The sequence below is a fragment of the Terrabacter sp. 05T424 genome, assembly GCF_056396225.1.
Genome location: NZ_JBFTLB010000002.1, coordinates 29738 through 47476, shown reverse-complemented (window position 1 = coordinate 47476; position 17739 = coordinate 29738). Strand labels below are relative to the sequence as shown.

At 72.8% G+C, this 17739-nt stretch carries 18 protein-coding genes; 11 read left to right on the top strand and 7 right to left on the bottom strand.

Going from position 1 to position 17739, the window contains the following annotated elements:
* The first annotated feature begins 80 nt into the window (after window positions 1-80).
* Entirely contained in the window at window positions 81-1064 is a 984-nt protein-coding gene (locus AC1DE0_RS05250) for a DUF389 domain-containing protein (protein ID WP_478097889.1), read from the top strand.
* Between the two features lie 3 nt (window positions 1065-1067).
* Here the strand turns inward: AC1DE0_RS05250 and AC1DE0_RS05245 are convergent, their stop codons facing one another.
* The 3 genes from AC1DE0_RS05245 to AC1DE0_RS05235 all read right to left on the bottom strand — a co-directional run bounded on the left by AC1DE0_RS05245 (window position 1068) and on the right by AC1DE0_RS05235 (window position 3016).
* Window positions 1068-1733 (bottom strand): hypothetical protein, encoded by a 666-nt coding sequence (locus AC1DE0_RS05245; protein WP_478097887.1) that lies wholly within the window; start codon window positions 1731-1733, stop codon window positions 1068-1070.
* A gap of 94 nt (window positions 1734-1827) precedes the next feature.
* On the bottom strand, window positions 1828-2619 hold the full coding sequence (locus tag AC1DE0_RS05240; RefSeq protein WP_478097885.1) for a pentapeptide repeat-containing protein: 792 nt from the start codon (window positions 2617-2619) through the stop codon (window positions 1828-1830).
* 1 nt (window position 2620) lies between these two features.
* On the bottom strand, window positions 2621-3016 hold the full coding sequence (locus tag AC1DE0_RS05235) for a DUF2237 family protein (protein ID WP_478097882.1): 396 nt from the start codon (window positions 3014-3016) through the stop codon (window positions 2621-2623).
* 51 nt (window positions 3017-3067) lie between these two features.
* Between AC1DE0_RS05235 and AC1DE0_RS05230 the strand changes: the two genes are divergently transcribed.
* From AC1DE0_RS05230 to AC1DE0_RS05205, 6 genes are all read left to right on the top strand, one after another.
* Window positions 3068-3514, top strand: coding sequence for a hypothetical protein (locus tag AC1DE0_RS05230; protein ID WP_478097880.1), 447 nt, complete (start codon window positions 3068-3070; stop codon window positions 3512-3514).
* The gene (locus AC1DE0_RS05225) at window positions 3511-3939 is read left to right on the top strand and encodes a TIGR03618 family F420-dependent PPOX class oxidoreductase (protein ID WP_478097878.1); all 429 of its coding nucleotides are present in this window, start codon (window positions 3511-3513) and stop codon (window positions 3937-3939) included. Before AC1DE0_RS05230 ends, AC1DE0_RS05225 begins: the two co-directional genes overlap by 4 nt.
* Window positions 3936-6146 (top strand): penicillin acylase family protein, encoded by a 2211-nt coding sequence (locus tag AC1DE0_RS05220; RefSeq protein WP_478097876.1) that lies wholly within the window; start codon window positions 3936-3938, stop codon window positions 6144-6146. Before AC1DE0_RS05225 ends, AC1DE0_RS05220 begins: the two co-directional genes overlap by 4 nt.
* Before the next feature lie 491 nt (window positions 6147-6637).
* Window positions 6638-7945, top strand: coding sequence for a hypothetical protein (locus tag AC1DE0_RS05215; RefSeq protein WP_478097874.1), 1308 nt, complete (start codon window positions 6638-6640; stop codon window positions 7943-7945).
* A 99-nt stretch (window positions 7946-8044) separates the two neighbouring features.
* A complete protein-coding gene (locus AC1DE0_RS05210) occupies window positions 8045-8488 on the top strand; it encodes a hypothetical protein (RefSeq protein WP_478097872.1) in 444 nt (147 codons plus the stop codon).
* Between the two features lie 38 nt (window positions 8489-8526).
* On the top strand, window positions 8527-9609 hold the full coding sequence (locus tag AC1DE0_RS05205) for a DNA polymerase IV (RefSeq protein WP_478097870.1): 1083 nt from the start codon (window positions 8527-8529) through the stop codon (window positions 9607-9609).
* A gap of 24 nt (window positions 9610-9633) precedes the next feature.
* On the opposite strand, the gene AC1DE0_RS05200 is transcribed toward AC1DE0_RS05205, so the two are convergent.
* A complete protein-coding gene (locus AC1DE0_RS05200; RefSeq protein WP_478097868.1) occupies window positions 9634-9792 on the bottom strand; it encodes a hypothetical protein in 159 nt (52 codons plus the stop codon).
* Here AC1DE0_RS05200 and AC1DE0_RS05195 point away from each other — a divergent pair.
* The gene (locus tag AC1DE0_RS05195; RefSeq protein ID WP_478097866.1) at window positions 9791-10375 is read left to right on the top strand and encodes an MFS transporter; all 585 of its coding nucleotides are present in this window, start codon (window positions 9791-9793) and stop codon (window positions 10373-10375) included. The genes AC1DE0_RS05200 and AC1DE0_RS05195 overlap by 2 nt on opposite strands.
* A gap of 97 nt (window positions 10376-10472) precedes the next feature.
* On the opposite strand, the gene AC1DE0_RS05190 is transcribed toward AC1DE0_RS05195, so the two are convergent.
* Both AC1DE0_RS05190 and AC1DE0_RS05185 read right to left on the bottom strand, forming a co-directional pair.
* Window positions 10473-10982, bottom strand: coding sequence for an Hsp20/alpha crystallin family protein (locus AC1DE0_RS05190; protein WP_478097863.1), 510 nt, complete (start codon window positions 10980-10982; stop codon window positions 10473-10475).
* Window positions 10983-11115: 133 nt separating this feature from the next.
* On the bottom strand, window positions 11116-12762 hold the full coding sequence (locus tag AC1DE0_RS05185; RefSeq protein WP_478097861.1) for an FAD-binding dehydrogenase: 1647 nt from the start codon (window positions 12760-12762) through the stop codon (window positions 11116-11118).
* A 66-nt stretch (window positions 12763-12828) separates the two neighbouring features.
* Between AC1DE0_RS05185 and AC1DE0_RS05180 the strand changes: the two genes are divergently transcribed.
* Genes AC1DE0_RS05180 through AC1DE0_RS05170 form a run of 3 tightly spaced genes read left to right on the top strand, consistent with a single transcriptional unit; the run spans window position 12829 to window position 15313 of the window.
* Window positions 12829-14046: a glycosyltransferase 87 family protein gene (locus AC1DE0_RS05180; protein ID WP_478097858.1), complete on the top strand. Its 1218-nt coding sequence runs from the start codon at window positions 12829-12831 to the stop codon at window positions 14044-14046.
* A 38-nt stretch (window positions 14047-14084) separates the two neighbouring features.
* Window positions 14085-14693, top strand: coding sequence for an ATP-dependent Clp protease proteolytic subunit (locus AC1DE0_RS05175; RefSeq protein WP_478097856.1), 609 nt, complete (start codon window positions 14085-14087; stop codon window positions 14691-14693).
* Complete coding sequence (locus AC1DE0_RS05170; RefSeq protein ID WP_478097854.1) at window positions 14690-15313, top strand: ClpP family protease; 624 nt, start codon at window positions 14690-14692, stop codon at window positions 15311-15313. Before AC1DE0_RS05175 ends, AC1DE0_RS05170 begins: the two co-directional genes overlap by 4 nt.
* Here AC1DE0_RS05170 and AC1DE0_RS05165 read toward each other — a convergent pair.
* The gene (locus tag AC1DE0_RS05165; RefSeq protein ID WP_478097852.1) at window positions 15300-17702 is read right to left on the bottom strand and encodes a tetratricopeptide repeat protein; all 2403 of its coding nucleotides are present in this window, start codon (window positions 17700-17702) and stop codon (window positions 15300-15302) included. The genes AC1DE0_RS05170 and AC1DE0_RS05165 overlap by 14 nt on opposite strands.
* Window positions 17703-17739: the final 37 nt, after the last annotated feature.

Below are 17739 nucleotides of genomic sequence, written 5' to 3'. Positions count from 1 at the left end.
TGATCGGATGTTCAGATGTCACTGTCGTGTCGTGCCCGCCGTCCTGTCAAACGTGCCACGCCGGCGGCAGACTGGCGCGCATGCTCCGACTGACCGCGACGATCCCGAGCGAGCTCACCGACCAGGTGACCCAGGTGCTCAGCGACTCCTCGGCGGTGAGCACGCTGTCCGTCCTCAAGGGGGCAGCCCTGCGCCCGGTGGGCGACGTCGTCCAGGCCGACATCGCCCGCGAGGGAGCCAACGCCGTCGTCGAGAGCCTGCGCGACCTCGGCGTCCACGAGGGCGGCAGCCTGCAGCTCGAGCCGGTGAGCACCTGGGTCTCGAGGGCCGGCTTCGAGGCCGACGAGGAGACCCCCGGCAGCAGCGCCGACGCCGTGGTGTGGGCGGAGGTGGCCCAGCGCTCCTACGAGGAGAGCGAGCTGAACTGGACCTTCCTCTCGTTCATGTCGCTGGCCACCCTCATCGCCGGCATCGCCATCGTGCTCGACACCCAGATCCTCGTCATCGGCGCGATGGTGCTCGGGCCGGAGTTCGGTGCCATCGCGGCCCTCGGCGTCGCGCTGGTGCGCCGGCGCCCCCTGCTGCTGGCGGTGGCTGCCCGGGCCCTGGCCGTCGGCTTCGCCGTCGCGATCGCGGTGACGTGCGTGGCCGCACTCATCGGCCGGGCCCTGGGCTGGGTGACGCTCGAGGACATCACCGGCGACCGGCCCGCGACGGCCTTCATCTACACGCCGGACAAGTGGTCGTTCGTCGTCGCCGTGCTCGCCGCGGCCGCGGGCGTGCTGTCACTGACGTCGGCGCGGGTCACCGGGCTCAGCGGTGTGTTCATCTCGGTGACGACCATCCCCGCTGCCGGCAACGTCGCCCTCGGTCTCGCCTTCGGTGCCTGGGGCGAGGTGCGGGGCAGCGGGCTGCAGCTCGTCGTCAACATCATCGGGATGGCGCTCGCCGGGTGGCTGACCCTCGCCCTGCAGCGCGCGATCTGGTCTCGCGTGCCCGCGCCGCGGTCGCACTCGCGCCTGGGCCGGCACGTCCACGCCGAGCCGCCCCCGCCTCGGCGGTGAGGGTCACGGGGTGGTCGTGGGCCGCGGCACGGGTGGCGGCAGCGTGAACGTCGTCGAGAGTGCCCCGTTCACGAGGGAGAGCAGCACCCCGGTCTCCTGGCGGACGACGGCATAGCGGCTCGTCGCCACCGGCGAGCCTGCCGCGGCCTCGTCGGCGCCCGCACGGGCGAAGAGCCCGAGCGACAGGAGCCGCCCGTAGTAGCTGGGGGCGTCGAGCCCCGGAGGTGGGCCGTTGGCGCCGAGCCTCGCCAAGTGCTGTGTCATCGCATCGAGCTGCACCGCGGCAGCATTGCCCGACAAGGGAATCCGGTCGAGCACGCGCACGTCGTTGACGAGGTTGGCGTAGTCGGCCACTGCCGTGGTGCGGTTGAAGATGGTGCTCGTCGTCAGACTCGGCCGTGGCAGCGCCGTGACCGTGACGGTCGGCGTGACGACGACGGTGGCCGTCGCCGTCTGCACGAGCGTCGCCGTCGCCGTGACTGTGCGCGTGTCGATCTCGGTGACCGTGACGGTCTGGGTCGGCACCGGCGTCCCTGTCACGCCAGAGCCGGCCACCTGGCTCAGCTCGACGGCCGGCGTGCCCGCGGTGCAGGCGGTCAGGACGACGGTCAGTCCCAGGGCGACGGCAGCCGGCAGCGCGACGGCAGCTGCGGCCTTGGCTCGGCGCACGGTCGACTCCGGTGCTCGACGGGACGGTTGGTGACTGTGGGTCGATTGTGGGCTCTTGACCGTCCCCGCGCGAGTGAATGCACCAATCGCCCAGTCAGGTACGCGCGGCCGCGAGCTGCGGACGGGTGACGAAGAGCGCGCCGTCGACGACCGCGCCGCGCAGGTCGGCGTCGCGCAGGTCCGCGCCGAGCAGGTCGGCCCACCGCAGGTCGGCTCCCCTGAGGTCGGCGGCGATGAGCAGGGCGCCGCGCAGGTCCGCAGCGCGGAGGTCGAGCCCGCGCAGGTCGGCGCCCACCAGGTCGGCACCGGCACGGATCCGACGCGCCTGCCGAGACTGCCCGCGTATGCCGGCACGCCGCCGATGTCGTTCGCGCGCGGTCGCGCTCACGATACGGAGCAGGTCGCCGACCCGCGAGCGCAGCGCGACGAGGTCGAGAGCGAGGAGCGTGTCGGGGTCTCCCGCCGTGGCGGCTCCCACCTCGTCGACGAGGTCGGCCAGCACGCCTGCCGTGGCCGGGTCGGGCTCCAGATCCGCAGCCTCGAGGAGGTGGGCGAGCATCTCGTGCAGCTGCCGCATGACGGGCAGGACCGCATACATCGTCGGGGCGGTGGCTGGCGCGTCGCGCCATGAGACCCCGCCGAAGGTCACCTGCGAGACCTGCTGACCCGCGCCGAAGCAGTCGAAGGTGACGCAGCCTCGCCAGCCACCCTCGAGGAGCCGGTCGTGGATGCCGCACCGGTGGTCGGCGAGCAGGTTGCGGCACGGGTCGCCACCCGCCTTGTCGACGGGAAAGTCGGCCGAGCGGGGGAACGGGAGGGCGACGCAGCAGAGGCCGAAGCACTGCGAGCACTCCGCCTCGAGACGCGGCAGGGTGGGAGCGGCCATGTCAGAGAAGGGAGCTGGGGTCGTCCGGCACGTCGGCCGCGTACGCCTGGAGCAGCTGCAGCGGCACGACCTCGAGCGCGCGCTCGTGCGTGGCGGCCATGACGACCGGTGCTCCCGCGCCGTCCTGGTGCGCCTGCAGCCACCGGACCGCGACGATGCACCACGTGTCGCCGGGCGTCAGGCCCGGGAAGCGCCACTCGGGGCGCGGCGTGACGAGGTCGTTGCCGACGCTGCGCTGGTGCGCGAGGAACTCGGGGGTGACGACGACGCAGATCGTGTGGCTGCCACGGTCCTCGGGGCCGGTGGTGCAGTAGCCGGTGCGGTAGAAGCCGGTCACGGGGTCGGTTCCACACGGCTCGAGCTCACCGCCGAGCACGTTCCGCTCACGCGCTGCCATGGCCCAAACCTAGTCGCCGGGACGGGGGCTCTCGCTCGCTACGCTGAACCCATGCTGGGGACGAAGGAGTACGAGCCCGACTACCTCGACGCCTGCCGCTCGCGGGTCGAGTCGCAGGTGGCGATGTTCCGCGAAGTGGCGCAAGCGGCCCGCGACCACGGCGACGCCGACGTCTCGGCGCTCGAGGGAGCCCTCGAGTCGCTCGAGTACGAGTACTTCAACAACATGCTCATCGTCCTCGAGGGCTACTTCATCCACCGGCTCAGCTCGCCCGAGGGCCGGGCCGGCAAGGCCCTGCACGAGGTGCGGGTGCTCGCCCGGTCACTGGTCGAGAACGGCGGCACGGTGATGGCCGACCCCGAGCTGACGCTCGACCCCGACCGCACGGTGCTCGGCCTGCGTGCGGGCGACCCCATCACCTTGACGCTGCACCAGTTCCGGCGCGTCTCCGACGCCTTCTTCCGCGAGATCCAGGGCAAGCCGTCGGGTGACCGGTGACGGGGTCGGCCCGTCCGCCCCGGGGGCCGCTCCCGGCCGAGGTCGCCGAGTTCCTCGGCCGACCCAACTACGCGACGATCAGCTGCGTGCGACCCGACGGCCAGCCCGTCTCGGTGCCGACCTGGTACCTCTTCGAGGACGGTCGGGTCGTCGTCAACATGGACGCCGGCCGCAAGCGCCTCGACTGGCTGCGGGCCGACCCGCGGGTGAGCCTCAGCGCCATGGACCCCGAGAACTGGATCACGCACGTCAGCCTGCAGGGGCGGGTCGTCGAGCTCTACGACGACCGCGACCTCGTCGACATCGACCGCATCGCGACGCACTACACCGGGCAGCCGTACCGGGTCCGTGACCGTGCCCGCGTCACGGCCCTCGTCGACGTCGACCGGTGGCACGGCTGGGGACGCCTGCGGGAGACCACGTGACCGGGCAGTCCGCCCCCGGGCAGCCCGACCCCGGGCTGCGGCGCGACGCCCTCGGCGTCCCGCACCTGCGCGCCGGCGACGTCATGGAGCTGGCGCGCCTCCAGGGGCGGGTCACCGCGCTCGACCGCGGCTGGCAGGTCGAGCACCACCGGTGGCGCATGGAGGGCCGCACCGCGGAGTACGTCGGCGCCGACGGCGTCCCCTGGGACCGCTTCGCCCGCCAGGTCCGGCTCGAGGACACCGTGCGGCGCTGCTTCGAGCGGCTCGACGCCGAGACGCAGGCGTGGCTGACGGCATACGTCGGCGGGGTGGACGACGCCCTCGCCGAAGGGCTCACGCGCACGCCCGAGGTCGAGGCGCTGGGCCTCGAGGCTTATGCCGCCGCGCCGCGCCCGTGGGCCCCGTGGACACCGCTCGGCATCTTCTGGGGCATCCACCTGCTCTTCGGCACCTTCCCCGCCAAGCTCTTCAACGGGCACGTCGCCGACCGGCTCGGTGAGGACGTGCTGCCCCTGCTCCACGCCGAGGGCGTCGACCGCTCGGGCAGCAACGCGTGGGTCATCGGCGGCGCGCAGACGGCTTCCGGTCTGCCGCTCATCGCCGGCGACCCGCACCGCACCATCGAGCTGCCCGGGTGCTACCAGCAGGTGGGTCTCGCCTGTCCAGAGTTCGACGTCGTCGGCTTCACCTTTCCCGGGGTGCCCGGCGTGCAGCACTTCGCGCACACCGGGTCGGTGGCGTGGGGCATCACCAACGCGATGGCGGACTACCAGGACCTCACGATCGAGAGGCTGCGGCACGACGGCGTCGAGGCCGACCGCGGCCCCCGGCTCATGGCCCGCGGCATCGACGGCTGGGAGCCGGTGGAGCACGCGACCGAGACGGTGCGGGTGCGGGGTGAGGGCGAGCTGCACGTGCCCGTCGTCGTCACCGCTCGGGGCCCGGTCGTCACCGGCCTCGAGGCCGAGCTCGAGCGAGCGACGGCCGCGAACAGCGCGGGCGACCAGGGCGCCGAGGGCTCCCAGGGAGCGGACGCAGCGCCCCCGGCCGGCCCGCCGCCGTACAGCCTGCGCACCCCGACGCAGGTCGAGGCCGACCTCGGCTTCGGGGCCCTGCTCCCGCTGCTGCGGGCCCGCACCGTCGACGACGTCGAGCAGGCCCTGTCGCACTGGGTCGAGCCGGTCAACTCGGCGCTCGTCGCCGACACGAGCGGTCGCATGCGCCACCTCGTCGTCGGGCGTGTGCCTGACCGCGACGAGGCCGGCCTGGTGGTGCCGCTGCCGGCGTGGGACCCGAGGCACACGTGGCACGGCTATCGCCGCGGGCCGGCCGTCGACGTGCCCGACGTCATGGTGAGCGCCAACGACCGGGCGAGCGGGGGAGGGCTCGGGGTTGAGTACGCGACGCCCTTCCGGGCCGAGCGCATCCGCTCGCTCATCGGTGCGCGCGCGGGACTCACCGTCGACGACTGCGCGAGGATCCACGTCGACACGAGCAACGGCCACGCCGACCTCATGCGCCAGCTCGTCGAGGCCGCGTACGTCCACGGCCGCGCGGCCGAGGTGCGCGACGTGCTGCTCGCCTGGGACGGCCACAGCGACCCCGACAGCCACGGCGCCGCGGTCTTCGCCCGGTGGCGTACGGCCCTCGTCCGGTGGTTCTCCGACCACCCGAGCCTCGCGCCGATGCTCGAGCCCAGCGGTCATTCGAGCATCTTCGCCGCCTGGACCGGGGTGGTCGGCCAGATCGGTGCGGGCTGGCACTCGATGGCGCTGCTCGGGCCCGAGCGCGGCATCGACGTCGCCGAGGGGGTGCGCGCGGCTCTCGAGAGCGTGGCAGGACAGTACGACCCGAGCGCCGTCTGGGGCGACCGGCACTGGCTCGACCCGCTCCACGCGCTCGACGTCAGCGACCAGGCGCCGTCGGTGCCGCGCGACCCCGTCGGCGGCGACAAGGGCTGCGTGCTGGCGGCCGCGAGTGCACCCGGGGTGACCGACCGCTGCTACGGGGGCCCGGTGGCGCGCTACGTCTGGGACCTCGCCGACCGCGACGCGAGTCGCTGGGTGGTGCCGTTCGGGACGAGCGGCGACGCCCGCGACACGCACTTCGCCGACCAGACGGCGGCCTGGCTGGTCGGCGAGCTGCACCCGGTGGACGCAGCGCCGGCAGGTCAGGCGGGTCCGGCCGGTCAGACGGGCACGAGGTAGCCGTCGACGTCGAGCGTCACCGGGGCGGGTCGCCGATCCAGAGCGACCCGGCCTTCCATCCGGCCGAACACCGACCGCGAAAGGCCACTTTGCCTGCCTTTTACCATTTGCGGTACAAAACGTGACTCTGCACCGTACTGTTCTGCTATGAGAGGTCCCGCTCGACGAGCGGGCCGCGCGCTGACGCAGGAGAACCGAGTCCCGTGACCACGCACACGACGCCCACGCACGGCAGTTCGCTGCGCCCGGGGAGGCCGGCATCGGCCGACGTCGACCGCTGGCTGCCCGACCCGTCCTGGCCGGTACCGCCCCGCGGCTGGCAGCTCTGGGCGGCGGCCGGGGCCCCCTCCCGCAGCCCCCGCGCCGGGCGTCCCGGCAGTGACGATCGCAGTGACGATCACAGGGACGACCAGAGCGACGACCAAAGCGGCGACCAGAGCGGCGACCGGCCGGGACGTGACGTGGAGCCCGCTTTCCCGCACACTGTTCCCGTGACGTCCGAAATGTCCACTTTCGACGTGCTCGAGGAGCCCTCGTTCACGCTGCCGGCCAGGCCCGGCCTGCTGCCCCCCGAGCCGCTCGACCTGCTCGCTGACCCCGAGCCCCGCCGGCTGCCCGAGGGGACCGTTTCGGGCTTCGCGGTCATCGGTGCGCTCGTCGCCTTCAGCTGCCTCGTCGGCGGCTTCACCGCCGGCCTCGTCGTCATCGGCGTCTCGACGCTGCTCGCGGCCACCGCCGCGATCGTCCGAGGCGACGCGTCCCTCTCACCCGTCGGTGGCCAGCGAGGCGCAGCAGTGCTGCTCGGCGCCGCTGTCACCGCCCTCATCGTCGGTTCCGTCACCACGCACGAGCACCGTCCCGCACCGGAGGTCGCGGACGGCGTGCCCGTTCCCGTGAGCTCGCCCTTTGCGGTCAGCACGCAGACCGCGTATGCCGCCCTGCCCCCGGCAGGTGACTCCGCCGGGTCCGCCGGGTCCGCCGGGTCCACTGGTTCCGGGGGTTCGGCTGCCCCTTCGCACGGCTCGTCCAACCCAGCGGTCAGTGGCTCGAACCGTCCAGCCGTCCCGCGCGTGGCAGTGCCGGCCGCGACGCCGGCCGTGGTGCCGACCCCGACGCCGGCCACCGCCCCGGGCCTGACGCTCTCGCTCGATGCTCTCAGCCCGAAGGTCGACCCGGCCGATGTGCGGGCCGGCCACCAGGCCGACGACCAGGGTTCGGACCCGGGTGACAAGGCGCCCGGCCCGAGGGGCGACAACGGCAAGGGCTCCGCCACGAACGGCGGAAAGAACGGCGGGAAGAGCGCCGACAAGGGCTCCGGCGTCGACACCGACAAGGCTTCCGAGAAGGCCGCGAAGAAGGCTGCCGAGAAGGCCGCCAAGGCGCGCGAGAAGGCAGCCAAGGCCGCCCTCGCAAAGGCGGCCGAGGCTGCCGCGGCCGAGGCCAAGCAGGCTCGGGCCGTGGTCCAGGGAGCGACGAACGTCGCGGTCTCGGCCACCTCGACGCTCCGGGGACTCAGCTCGGCATCGGCTCCGAGGCACGTCCTCGGCTTCGTGAAGAAGGCCGGGACGAAGGTCGAGCGGGCGACCGCGGAGGTCGAGAAGAAGGCTGTGGCGAAGGCCGGTCAGAAGGGCGCGAGGCAGACCGCGAAGACCGCGAAGCAGACCGTGCAGCAGGCGTCCAAGAACGCTGCGGCAGAGACCACCACGAAGGCCGCCAAGAAGACGGCCACGAAGGCCGCCAAGAAGACGGCCACGAAGGCCGCGAAGTCTTCGGGCGCATCGGCGACGTCCGGGCGCTGACAACTCGTTGGAGGCGTGGGCAGGCCCTGACCGGCCACCGAGGGGCCCCGAGCAGCAGGCCTCGGCGCCAATGGCGCTCGCGTGTGCCACAGTGACCTCGTGGCGCACTCAATGACCCGGGGCACGATCATCTGGTTCGTCGGTTCCGCGATCGTGGGCGCGGCCGCCGGCGGGCTGCACCTGCTCCGTTCCGAGCTGGGCGGCGCCCACACCGGCGTGCCCCTTGCCGTCGGGGCATTCGGGCTGACTGCGCTGGCTGCGGCGATGCTCTTCCACGGTGTCGTGCTGGCCGCTCGCGAGCAGGACGCCGCGGCCGGGCCGGTCGCGTCCGACGACGCGTGGGCTTCTGACACCGCGTCGGGCGAGGGTTACCGACCGGGAGCCGCCGGAGTCCCGGGAACCGCCGGCGTCCCCGCAACCGCTGGGGAGCGTGAGGGTCCCGAGGCCCCGGAACCCCCGGCCGTCTACACCTTCCGCGCCGGCAAGCCGGTCACCGATCGCCCCGCCCGACCGGCGAAGCGCGACCGCCCTTCACGCGGTTGACCGGCTGACCTGTCGGTGCGCGTGGGCACAATGGCGGCATGAGCGCCGAGCCGGCCCACTGGGTGCTGCACGTCGACCTCGACCAGTTCATCGCAGCGGTCGAGGTGTTGCGTCGACCCGACCTCGTCGGCAGGCCCGTCATCGTCGGCGGACGCGGCGACCCCACCGAGCGGGCCGTCGTGTCCACAGCAAGCTATGAGGCTCGCGAGTTCGGCGTCGGCTCCGGTATGCCGCTGCGCCTGGCGGCGCGCAAGGTGCCCGACGCAGTGATCCTCCCGGTCGACGCGCCTGCCTACACCGAGGCGTCCGAGCGGGTGATGGAGACCCTCCGCGGGCTCGGCGTCGTCGTCGAGGTGCTGGGCTGGGACGAGGCGTTCCTCGGGGTGCAGACCGACGACCCCGAAGCCTTCGCGCAGCAGGTCCGCGACGCAGTGCTCGACGTCACCGCCCTGCACAGCTCGGTCGGCATCGGCGACAACAAGGTGCGGGCCAAGATCGCGACGGGCTTCGGCAAGCCGCGCGGAGTCTTCCGGCTGACGCGCGAGAACTGGTTCGAGGTCATGGGCGACCGGCCGACCATCGCGCTGTGGGGCGTCGGATCCAAGGTCTCGAAGCGTCTGGCCTCGCACGAGATCGAGACCGTGCGGCAGCTCGCCGAGGCCGCCGAGGCCGTGCTCGTCGGCGAGTTCGGGCCGCGGATGGGCGTCTGGTACTCCCAGCTCGGCCGGGGCATCGGGTCGGCCGTCGTCGACGACACCCCGTGGGTCGCGCGGGGCCACAGCCGCGAGACCACCTACCAGCGCAACCTGACGACGCCCGACGAGGTGCGCCACGCGGTGCGCGAGCTCGCCACCCAGGCCTTCGACGACACCGCCAAGGAGGGCCGGCCCGTCTTCCGGGTCACCCTCAAGGTGCGCTACGCGCCGTTCTTCACCCAGACGAAGGCGCGCAAGCTGACGGCCCCGACCTCCGATCGCGCCGACGTCATCGAGGCTGCCGTGGCGTTGGCGGCGACCCTCGACCCCGAGCGCGAGGTGCGCCTGCTCGGCGTCCGCGCCGAGATGGTGATGCCCGACGAGGGCGACCCGGTCGAGCGCACCCCGGTCCGCGGGCGCCTCTGAGCCGCTCGCGGCGGCCCGAAGCCGTCAGGACCGGTGCAGGAAGTCGACGAGGGCCGCGAGCTCGGGCACCTCGCCGGCGCTGCCGAGCGACTCCTCGAGCACCGCGTCGTGGGTCGGAGTGGCCTGGGCGTGGGCCGAGCTCGCGGCCTTCCGCAACGGCCAGGTGTGGCTCTCGCTCGGCATGACGGTGCTCGTCTTCGGCGGCATGTTCGGCGCGTTCATGTACGTCGAGCCGCTGCTCACCCGGGTCACCGGATTCGCCGAGAGCACGGTGCCGTGGCTGCTCGTCCTCTTCGAAGTCGGGCTGTTCGTCGGCAACCTGCTCGGCGGGCGCTGGGCCGACCGTGCCCTGTCGCGCACCCTCGTGCTGCTCACCGTGGCGCTGGGCGTCTCGCTCGTGGCCTTCGCGCTGCTCGCGCAGAGCCCGGTGGGCGCGGCCGCGATGCTGCTGGCGATGGGCTTCTTCGGGTTCGCGACGGTGCCCGGCCTGCAGATGCGTGTGCTCGCCCACGCGGCCGGTGCCCCGACGATGGCCTCGTCGGCCAACATCGCCGCGTTCAACCTCGGCAACTTCCTCGGCGTCTGGGTCTCGGGCCTGGCCATCGCTGGCGGGCTCGGGTGGACGTCGCCGCTGCGGGTCGGTGCCGGCTTCGCCTCACTCGGGCTGGTCGTCATCCTCGTGGCCACCGCTGCCGAGCGACGCGAGGGTCCCAGGCGCGCCGTCGACGTCGCGGTCACGGAAGACGTGCTCTCCCTGGCCGGCTAGGCCGAAGGCGGTCGACAGGGACGCGAAGAGAAGGCCCGGCGGGGCGACCGCCAGGCCCTCCTCCGTCTGCTCGGTGCCTGCTCGGTGCGTTGGTGGGTCAGGCCGACGCGGGGGACGAGGTGCGCGTGTCAGCGGCCTTCGCCTCGGACGACTCGAGGGTGCGGGGTGAGTCGTCGCCGTCGGTCTGTGAGCCGGCGTGCGAGACCGTGATGCGGCGTGGCTTCGCCTCCTCGGCGACCGGGATCGTCAGGGAGAGGACGCCGTCGCGGTAGTCGGCCTGGATGCGGTCGAGGGCGAGGCCGCGGCCGAGCGAGAGCTGCCGGGCGAAGGTGCCGGTGGGTCGCTCGCGCGAGAGCCACTGGTCACCGTCCGCCTCGGGCGGCTGGCGTTCGGCCCGGACGGTCAGCGTGCGGTCCTCGACGTCGATGTCGATGCTCGACGGGTCGACCCCGGGCAGGTCGATGTGGGCGATGAAGCTCTCGCCGGAGCGGTAGAGGTCCATCGGCATGATCGATCCGGATGTCGACGCCCCGCGCAGGCCCTCGCCCAGCAGGCGGTCGAACGTGCGGTCGATGGAGCGGAACGGGTCGAAGGTGGTGGTGCTCATGGCTACTCCTCGGAGAACGGGGCCGATCCGATCGGCCTCACGGAACCTTTCTTGAGTGGAAACCGCTCAACTTCGTGCTCGTTCTCCTGTTCTAGACGATCCCGGCCCGGGTCGTCAAGACCCGCGTCAGGCCTCAGAGCGCGGCCGCGACCGACCGCCCCGCCGTCCGCCCGCTGAAGAGGCAACCGCCGAGGAAGGTGCCCTCGAGCGAGTTGTAGCCGTGCATGCCGCCGCCGCCGAAGCCGGCCACCTCACCGGCCGCGTAGACGCCGGGCAGCGGTTCGCCGCCGGCCCGCAGCACGCGGCCGGCCAGGTCGGTCTCGAGGCCGCCGAGCGTCTTGCGCGTGAGGATGTTGAGTCGCACCGCCACAAGCGGGCCGGCCTTGGGGTCGAGCAGCCTGTGCGGGCTCGCCACGCGGATCAGCTTGTCACCACGGTAGTTCCGGGCGCCGCGCACCGCGGTGATCTGGGCGTCCTTGGTGAAGTCGTTGTCGACCTCGTTGTCGCGGGCCACGATCGTGCGGCGCAGCGACTCGAGGTCGATGAGGTCGTCACCGGTGAGGGCGTTCATGCCGCGCACGAGCTCCTCGAGGGTGCGGGCGACGACGAAGTCCTCGCCCTTGCGCATGAACGCGTCGACCGGTGCCGGCGCACCGTTGCGAGCCCGCCCCAGGACCTGGCGCACGTCCTTGCCGGTGAGGTCGGGGTTCTGCTCCGAGCCGGAGAGGGCGAACTCCTTCTCGATGATCTTCTGGGTGAGCACGAACCACGAGTAGTCGTAGCCGGTGCGCAGGATGTGCCCCAGCGTGCCGAGCGTGTCGAAGCCGGGGAAGTAGGGGGCCGGGAAGCGCCGGCCTCGTGCGTCGAGCCACAGCGACGACGGTCCGGGGAGGATGCGGATGCCGTGGTTGTCCCAGACCGGGTCCCAGTTGCGCAGGCCCTCGGTGTAGTGCCACATCCGGTCGGGGTTGATGACGTTGCCGCCGGCCTGCTGGGTGATGCCGAGCATGCGTCCGTCCACGTGCGCCGGCACGCCGGCGACCATCCGCGCCGGGGGCGTGCCGAGCCGCTCCGGCCAGGCCCGACGGACGAGGTCGTGGTCACCGCCGATGCCCCCGCTCGTGACGACGACTGCCTGCGCGGTGATCTCGAAGTCGCCGACCTCCTCGCGGCTGCTCGGCCGACCACGGTCGACACCGTCGGGCGTGAGGACGCGACCGCGTACGCCGGTGACCGTCCCGCCGGACACGACCAGGTCGTCGACGCGGTGCCGGAACGCCAGCGTCACGAGGCCGCTCGCGACTGCTGCGCGGACACGTCGTTCGAACGGCTCGACGATGCCGGGGCCGGTGCCCCACGTGATGTGGAAGCGCGGGACGGAGTTGCCGTGCCCGTCGGCGCGGCCGTCGCCGCGCTCGGCCCAGCCGACGACGGGAAAGAGACGGTGGCCCTGCTCGTGCAGCCACGAGCGCTTCTCGCCGGCCGCGAAGTGGAGGTACGCCTCAGCCCACTTGCGGGGCCAGAAGTCCTCGTCGCGGTCGAACTGGGCCGAGCCCATCCAGTCCTGGGTCGCGAGCTCGAGACTGTCGCGGATGCCCATCCGGCGCTGCTCAGGGCTGTCGACGAGGAAGAGGCCGCCGAAGCTCCAGAAGGCCTGGCCCCCGAGCGACTGCTCGCCCTCCTGGTCGACGAGCACGACGCGTTTGCCCCGGTCGGCGAGCTCGGCGGTGGCGACGAGGCCGGCGAGGCCGGCTCCCACGACGACGGCGTCGGCATCCATGGGCCGATCATGTCATCCGGCTCGTGCACGATGCCGGCGGTGGCGGCGTCCGCGTACGATTCGAAGGTGCTGGCTCAGCGTCCGGTGAAGGGATCCCGTCTGCTGGACGGCCCGGCCCCGGTCGCGGTCGTGGTCGTCGCCGCGGCCGTCGTGGGTGGGCTGCACGGCGGCCTCACCGACCTCCTCGTCTACCAGGAGGCCGGCCGGGCGGTGCTCGACGGGCTCCAGGCCTCGGCGCCGCGCGACCCGGCCACGGGGCTGACGTTCACCTACCCGCCCTTCGCCGCCCTCGTCATGGTGCCGCTCGCCCTGCTTCCCGCCCGGCTCGCCGCAGCGCTCTGGACGGGGGTGTCGATGGCTGCCCTCGCCGCGGTCGTGGTGCTCGTGCGCCGCGGGACAGGCCGGCCGACGCCGGGCTGGCTGGCTGCCGCGGTCACAGCCGGAGCCCTCGCCCTGGAGCCGGTGTGGCAGAACGTCGCCTTCGGGCAGGTCAACCTCATCGTCATGGGGGCGGCGCTGTTCGACCTGCTCCGTCCCGAACGGCGCTGGTCCGGGGTGCTCGTCGGTCTGGTCGCCGGTGTGAAGCTGACGCCCCTCGTGTTCGTGGTGCTGCTCCTGCTCGTCGGCCGTCGCGCCTCCGGTCGACGGGCCCTGCTCGCCTTCGGAGTCACCGTCGCGCTCGGCCTGCTCGCCGCACCGCGGTGGGCCGCCTCGTACTGGACCGTCGGTCTGGTCGACGCCGGCCGCATCGGGCCGCCTGCTCTGGCCCACAACCAGTCCGTCTACGGTGCGCTGACGCGGCTGCTCGACGGCCGGCCGTCGACGCTGGTGTGGGTCGCGGTCGCGGTGCCGCTCGGCGTGGCGATCCTGCTCGTGGCGAGACGCTGGTGGCTCCGCGGTGACCACCTGCTCGCCACCTGCCTGGCAGCCCTGGCAGCCCTGGTCGCGTCACCGATCTCGTGGTCGCACCACTGGGTGTGGGCGGTTCCGGTCGCCCTGTGCCTGTGGGAGCGCAGCCGGTGGGCGGCCGCCTGGACCACGGTCTTCGTGGCGCGCCCGATCCTGTGGCCCCCGTGGGGCCAGGGACGTGAGTACGCGTGGGGGCCGATCGAGCACGTCGTCGGCAACGCGTACCTGCTCGTCGCCCTCGCGGTCGCTCTCTGGGCAGGGCTCGCGCTCACCTCGCGAGCCGGTGACCCGGGACGCCGTGAGCGGGCGACGTCGCGCCACGCGATATCAGGCACACGGCATACGCTGTCGGCGAATCTGCCACCGGCAGAGTGAGATTCCGTATGCCGCACCACTGACGCACGCTGGACGGCATGACCGACACACTCACGCCGACACCCCTGGACGACCAGCTGTCGATGCAGCTGCTCCACCAGCGGATCATCGTCCTCGGGGCGGAGGTCGACGACCCGATCGCCAACCGGATCACGGCCCAGCTGCTCCTGCTCTCGGCCCGAGACCCGCGCGCCGACATCAGCCTCTACGTGAACAGTCCCGGCGGCTCGGTCACGGCAGGCCTCGCCATCTACGACACGATGCGGGTCATCCCCAACGACGTGTCCACTCTCGCAGTGGGATTCGCCGCATCGATGGGGCAGTTCCTCCTCGGTGCAGGCACCCCGGGCAAGCGTTTCGCCCTGCCCAACGCGCGGATCATGATGCACCAGCCGTCGGCCGGCATCCAGGGCACGGCCGCCGACGTCGAGGTGCAGGCCAACAACCTCAAAGCGGTCAAGCGCCGGGTCAACGAGCTCCAGGCGGAGCACACGGGCCAGACGGTGGAGCAGATCACCCGGGACAGCGAGCGCGACCGATGGTTCAGCGCGGAGGAGGCGGAGGCGTACGGCATCGTCGACCATGTCGTCACCTCGCTGACGGACGTCCGCCCGGTCGGTGTCGAGCGGAAGGTGGGCCTGAGGTGAGCACCTACACGATCCCCCACGTCATCGAGCGGACCCCGGCCGGCGAGCGCAGCTTCGACATCTACAGCCGGCTGCTGCAGGAGCGGATCATCTTCGTGGGCACCGAGATCGACGACGGCGTGGCCAACGTCGTCATGGCCCAGCTGCTGCACCTGGCCGATGTCGCGCCGGACCGCGAGGTCTCGCTCTACATCAACAGTCCGGGGGGCTCCTTCACGGCGCTCATGGCGATCTACGACACGATGCAGTTCGTGCCGACACCGGTCGCGACCTACTGCCTCGGTCAGGCGGCGTCGGCGGCGGCTGTGCTGCTCGCTGCGGGCGAGTCGGGGAGGCGTTTCGCCCTGCGGCACTCTCGGGTGCTGCTGCACCAGCCGTCGGCAGGCGGGCAGGGCACGGTGAGCGACCTCGCCCTGCAGGCCGACGAGCTGCTGCGCGTGCGGTCGCAGGTCGAGGAGGTGCTCAGCCGTCACACCGGCCGGAGCATCGAGCAGCTGCGCCTCGACACCGACCGTGACAAGGTGCTGACCGCCGACCAGGCCGTCGAGTTCGGTGTCGTCGACCACGTGATCGAGCGCGCCTCTGAGGCCGAGCTCGACACGGTGGTCACGACGGGGTGAGCGCGACCGGCGGAGAGAAGAGCTGGTGGGCCTCGGCGACCGCTCCCCACTCGCCGCGGCGCATGTGGATCTGGACGGCCGCGCGCCAGTGGTGCTCAGCCTCCGCGCGACGGCCGAGACGTAGCAGGGCGAGGCCGAGCCGCTTGCGGATGCTCGCCTCCCACTGGCCCGTGTCGCTGTCGTCGACGAGGGCGAGACCGTCGCTGAGGATCGTGAGTCCGAGCCCAGGGTCGCCGGCCACGACGTGCCAGTAGCCGAGCTCGTCGAGCGCCTCCGTCTCGCCAGCCCGGTCGCCGATGTCGTGGAAGATCGCGACGCTCTGCTCGAGGTGGCCCCTCGCCCTGGCGAGCTCACCGGTGTCGCGGAGCATGACGCCGAGGTTGACCGCCGCCATGGCGATCCCGCGGGTCACCCCGATGCGGGTGTAGATCTCGAGCGATCGGCCTTCGTGGACGATCGCGGCGCTGTAGTCACCGTCGCGCGCGAGGAGCAGTCCGAGGTCACGGTGGGCTGCCGCGACGGCGCGGTCGTCACCACAGGACTCGCTCAGGAGGCGGGCTTGCTCCCGCAGCGCGATCGCGTCCGGGATGCGGTCCAGCCGGCCCAGGATGATCGCCTCGGTGCCGAGCGCCGAGGCGCGCGACCGGTCGTCACGGGCCTGCTCGAAGAGCGTCGTCGCAGCGCGCGCCTCCTCGAGTGCGGCGTGGTGCTCACCCCGGCCGCTGAGCGCGAGCGCGAGGTCTTCTCGGAGGTGCCCCGACACGGCGGGGTCGGCGCCCGTGCGCTGTGCCGACTCGAGCGCGATGACCAGCATCTCGGGCCATCCTGACGTGTCGACCCTGCCCACGAAGAAGGTGATGAGCCCGAGCACGAGCCACKGCAGGTGGCGGCGCGCGGGGTGCCCCGTGCCGGAGAGCATCCCGGCCAGTGCCGTGCACTGCTCGGCGTCCGCGACGAGCAGGTCGAGGCAGTCCGCCGTCTCGACGAGCGACCCGGACGCCCGCGCCAGCGAGTCGGCGTCGACGCCGGGCGGCGTGGGCCGGCAGTGGTGCCGGGTGCGCCAACCCACCGCGACGTAGAAGACGGTGAGCCGCTCGATGGCCGCCACCTGCTCGGCCTCGTCGAGCTGGGTTGCGGCACGCTCCCGCGCCACGGCGTGCACGAGGTCGTGGACCCGGTACCGGCCCGGCGCCACCGCCTCGACGAGGCTGACGTCGACCAGCCGCTCGAGGGCCGCGGCGGCTGAGGTCTCCGGGAGGTCGACGAGGGCGGACACGGCGGCCACGGAGAGGCCGGTGGCCGGCAGCAGGCCGCACCAGAGATGCACGCGGGCGGCGAGGTGGTCGACGGGGTCGTCACTCGACTCGAGGTGCTCGACCGACAGCGCGATGTTGGAGCGCACCGCCAGGTCGCCGACGGACAGCTCGCTCAGGCAGGTGCGCGCCTCGGTGAGCCGCGATGCGAGGAAGCCCAGTGGCCAGGTCGGGCGGGCCTGCAGCCGGGAGGCGACGATGCGCAGTGCCAGAGGCAGCCCGCCGCAGGCCTGCGTGAGCTCGTCCGCCGAGCGCGGGTCGTCGGCGAGGCGGTCGGCGCCGACGAGTGTTCCGAGCAGGCGACGGGAGTCCTCCGGTGGCAGCACGTCGAGAGGCACGTGGTGCACGTCGGCCCGCCCCGACACCGCGCGCCGACTGGTGATGAGCACCGCGCAGCCCGGTTCGGCCGGGATCAGGGGCTCGACCTGGGCGGCGTCGGCGGCGTTGTCGAGCACGATGAGGACGCGCGACCCGGAGACGATCGAGCGGAACGCCGCGGCCGCCTGGTCGAGGTCGTCGGGCACGTCGCCGGCGTCGCCGCCGAGCGAGCCGATGAGGAAAGTGAGGGCCCGCAGCGCCGTGAGCGGAGCCCGCGCGTCGTGTCCCCTCAGGTCGAGATAGAGCTGCCCGTCGGGGTAGCGGTCGGCGAGGTTCGACGCGGCGTGGACCGCGAGCGTCGTCTTGCCGAGCCCGCCCATCCCGATGATCGCCACGACGACCGGGGCCTCGCGTGCGCCCGGCCGCGACAGCAGGTCGGTCACGGTGCGCAGCTCCTCCACGCGACCGGTGAACGCCTGGGTGCGGGCGGGGAGCTGGCGCGGTGCGCCGTCACGACGCGCGACCGGCACGACGCGTGGTCGCGTCGCCGCTCCAGCGAGCGTCAGTCGGTCCTCGGGCCCGAGACCGAGCCCATCGGCGAGCAGGGCGACGGTGTCGGCGCGTGGCTGCTTGCGTTGCCCCCTCTCGAGGGCGCTGATGCCCTCGACGCTGAGTCCCGACCGCGCGGCCAGCGTCTCCTGCGTGAGGCCCGCCGCACGTCGCATCCGACGTAGAGCCGTCCCGAAATCTCCGTCCATACCGTCCCCTGATCGGTGGGGGCCGCGCCAGCGCGAC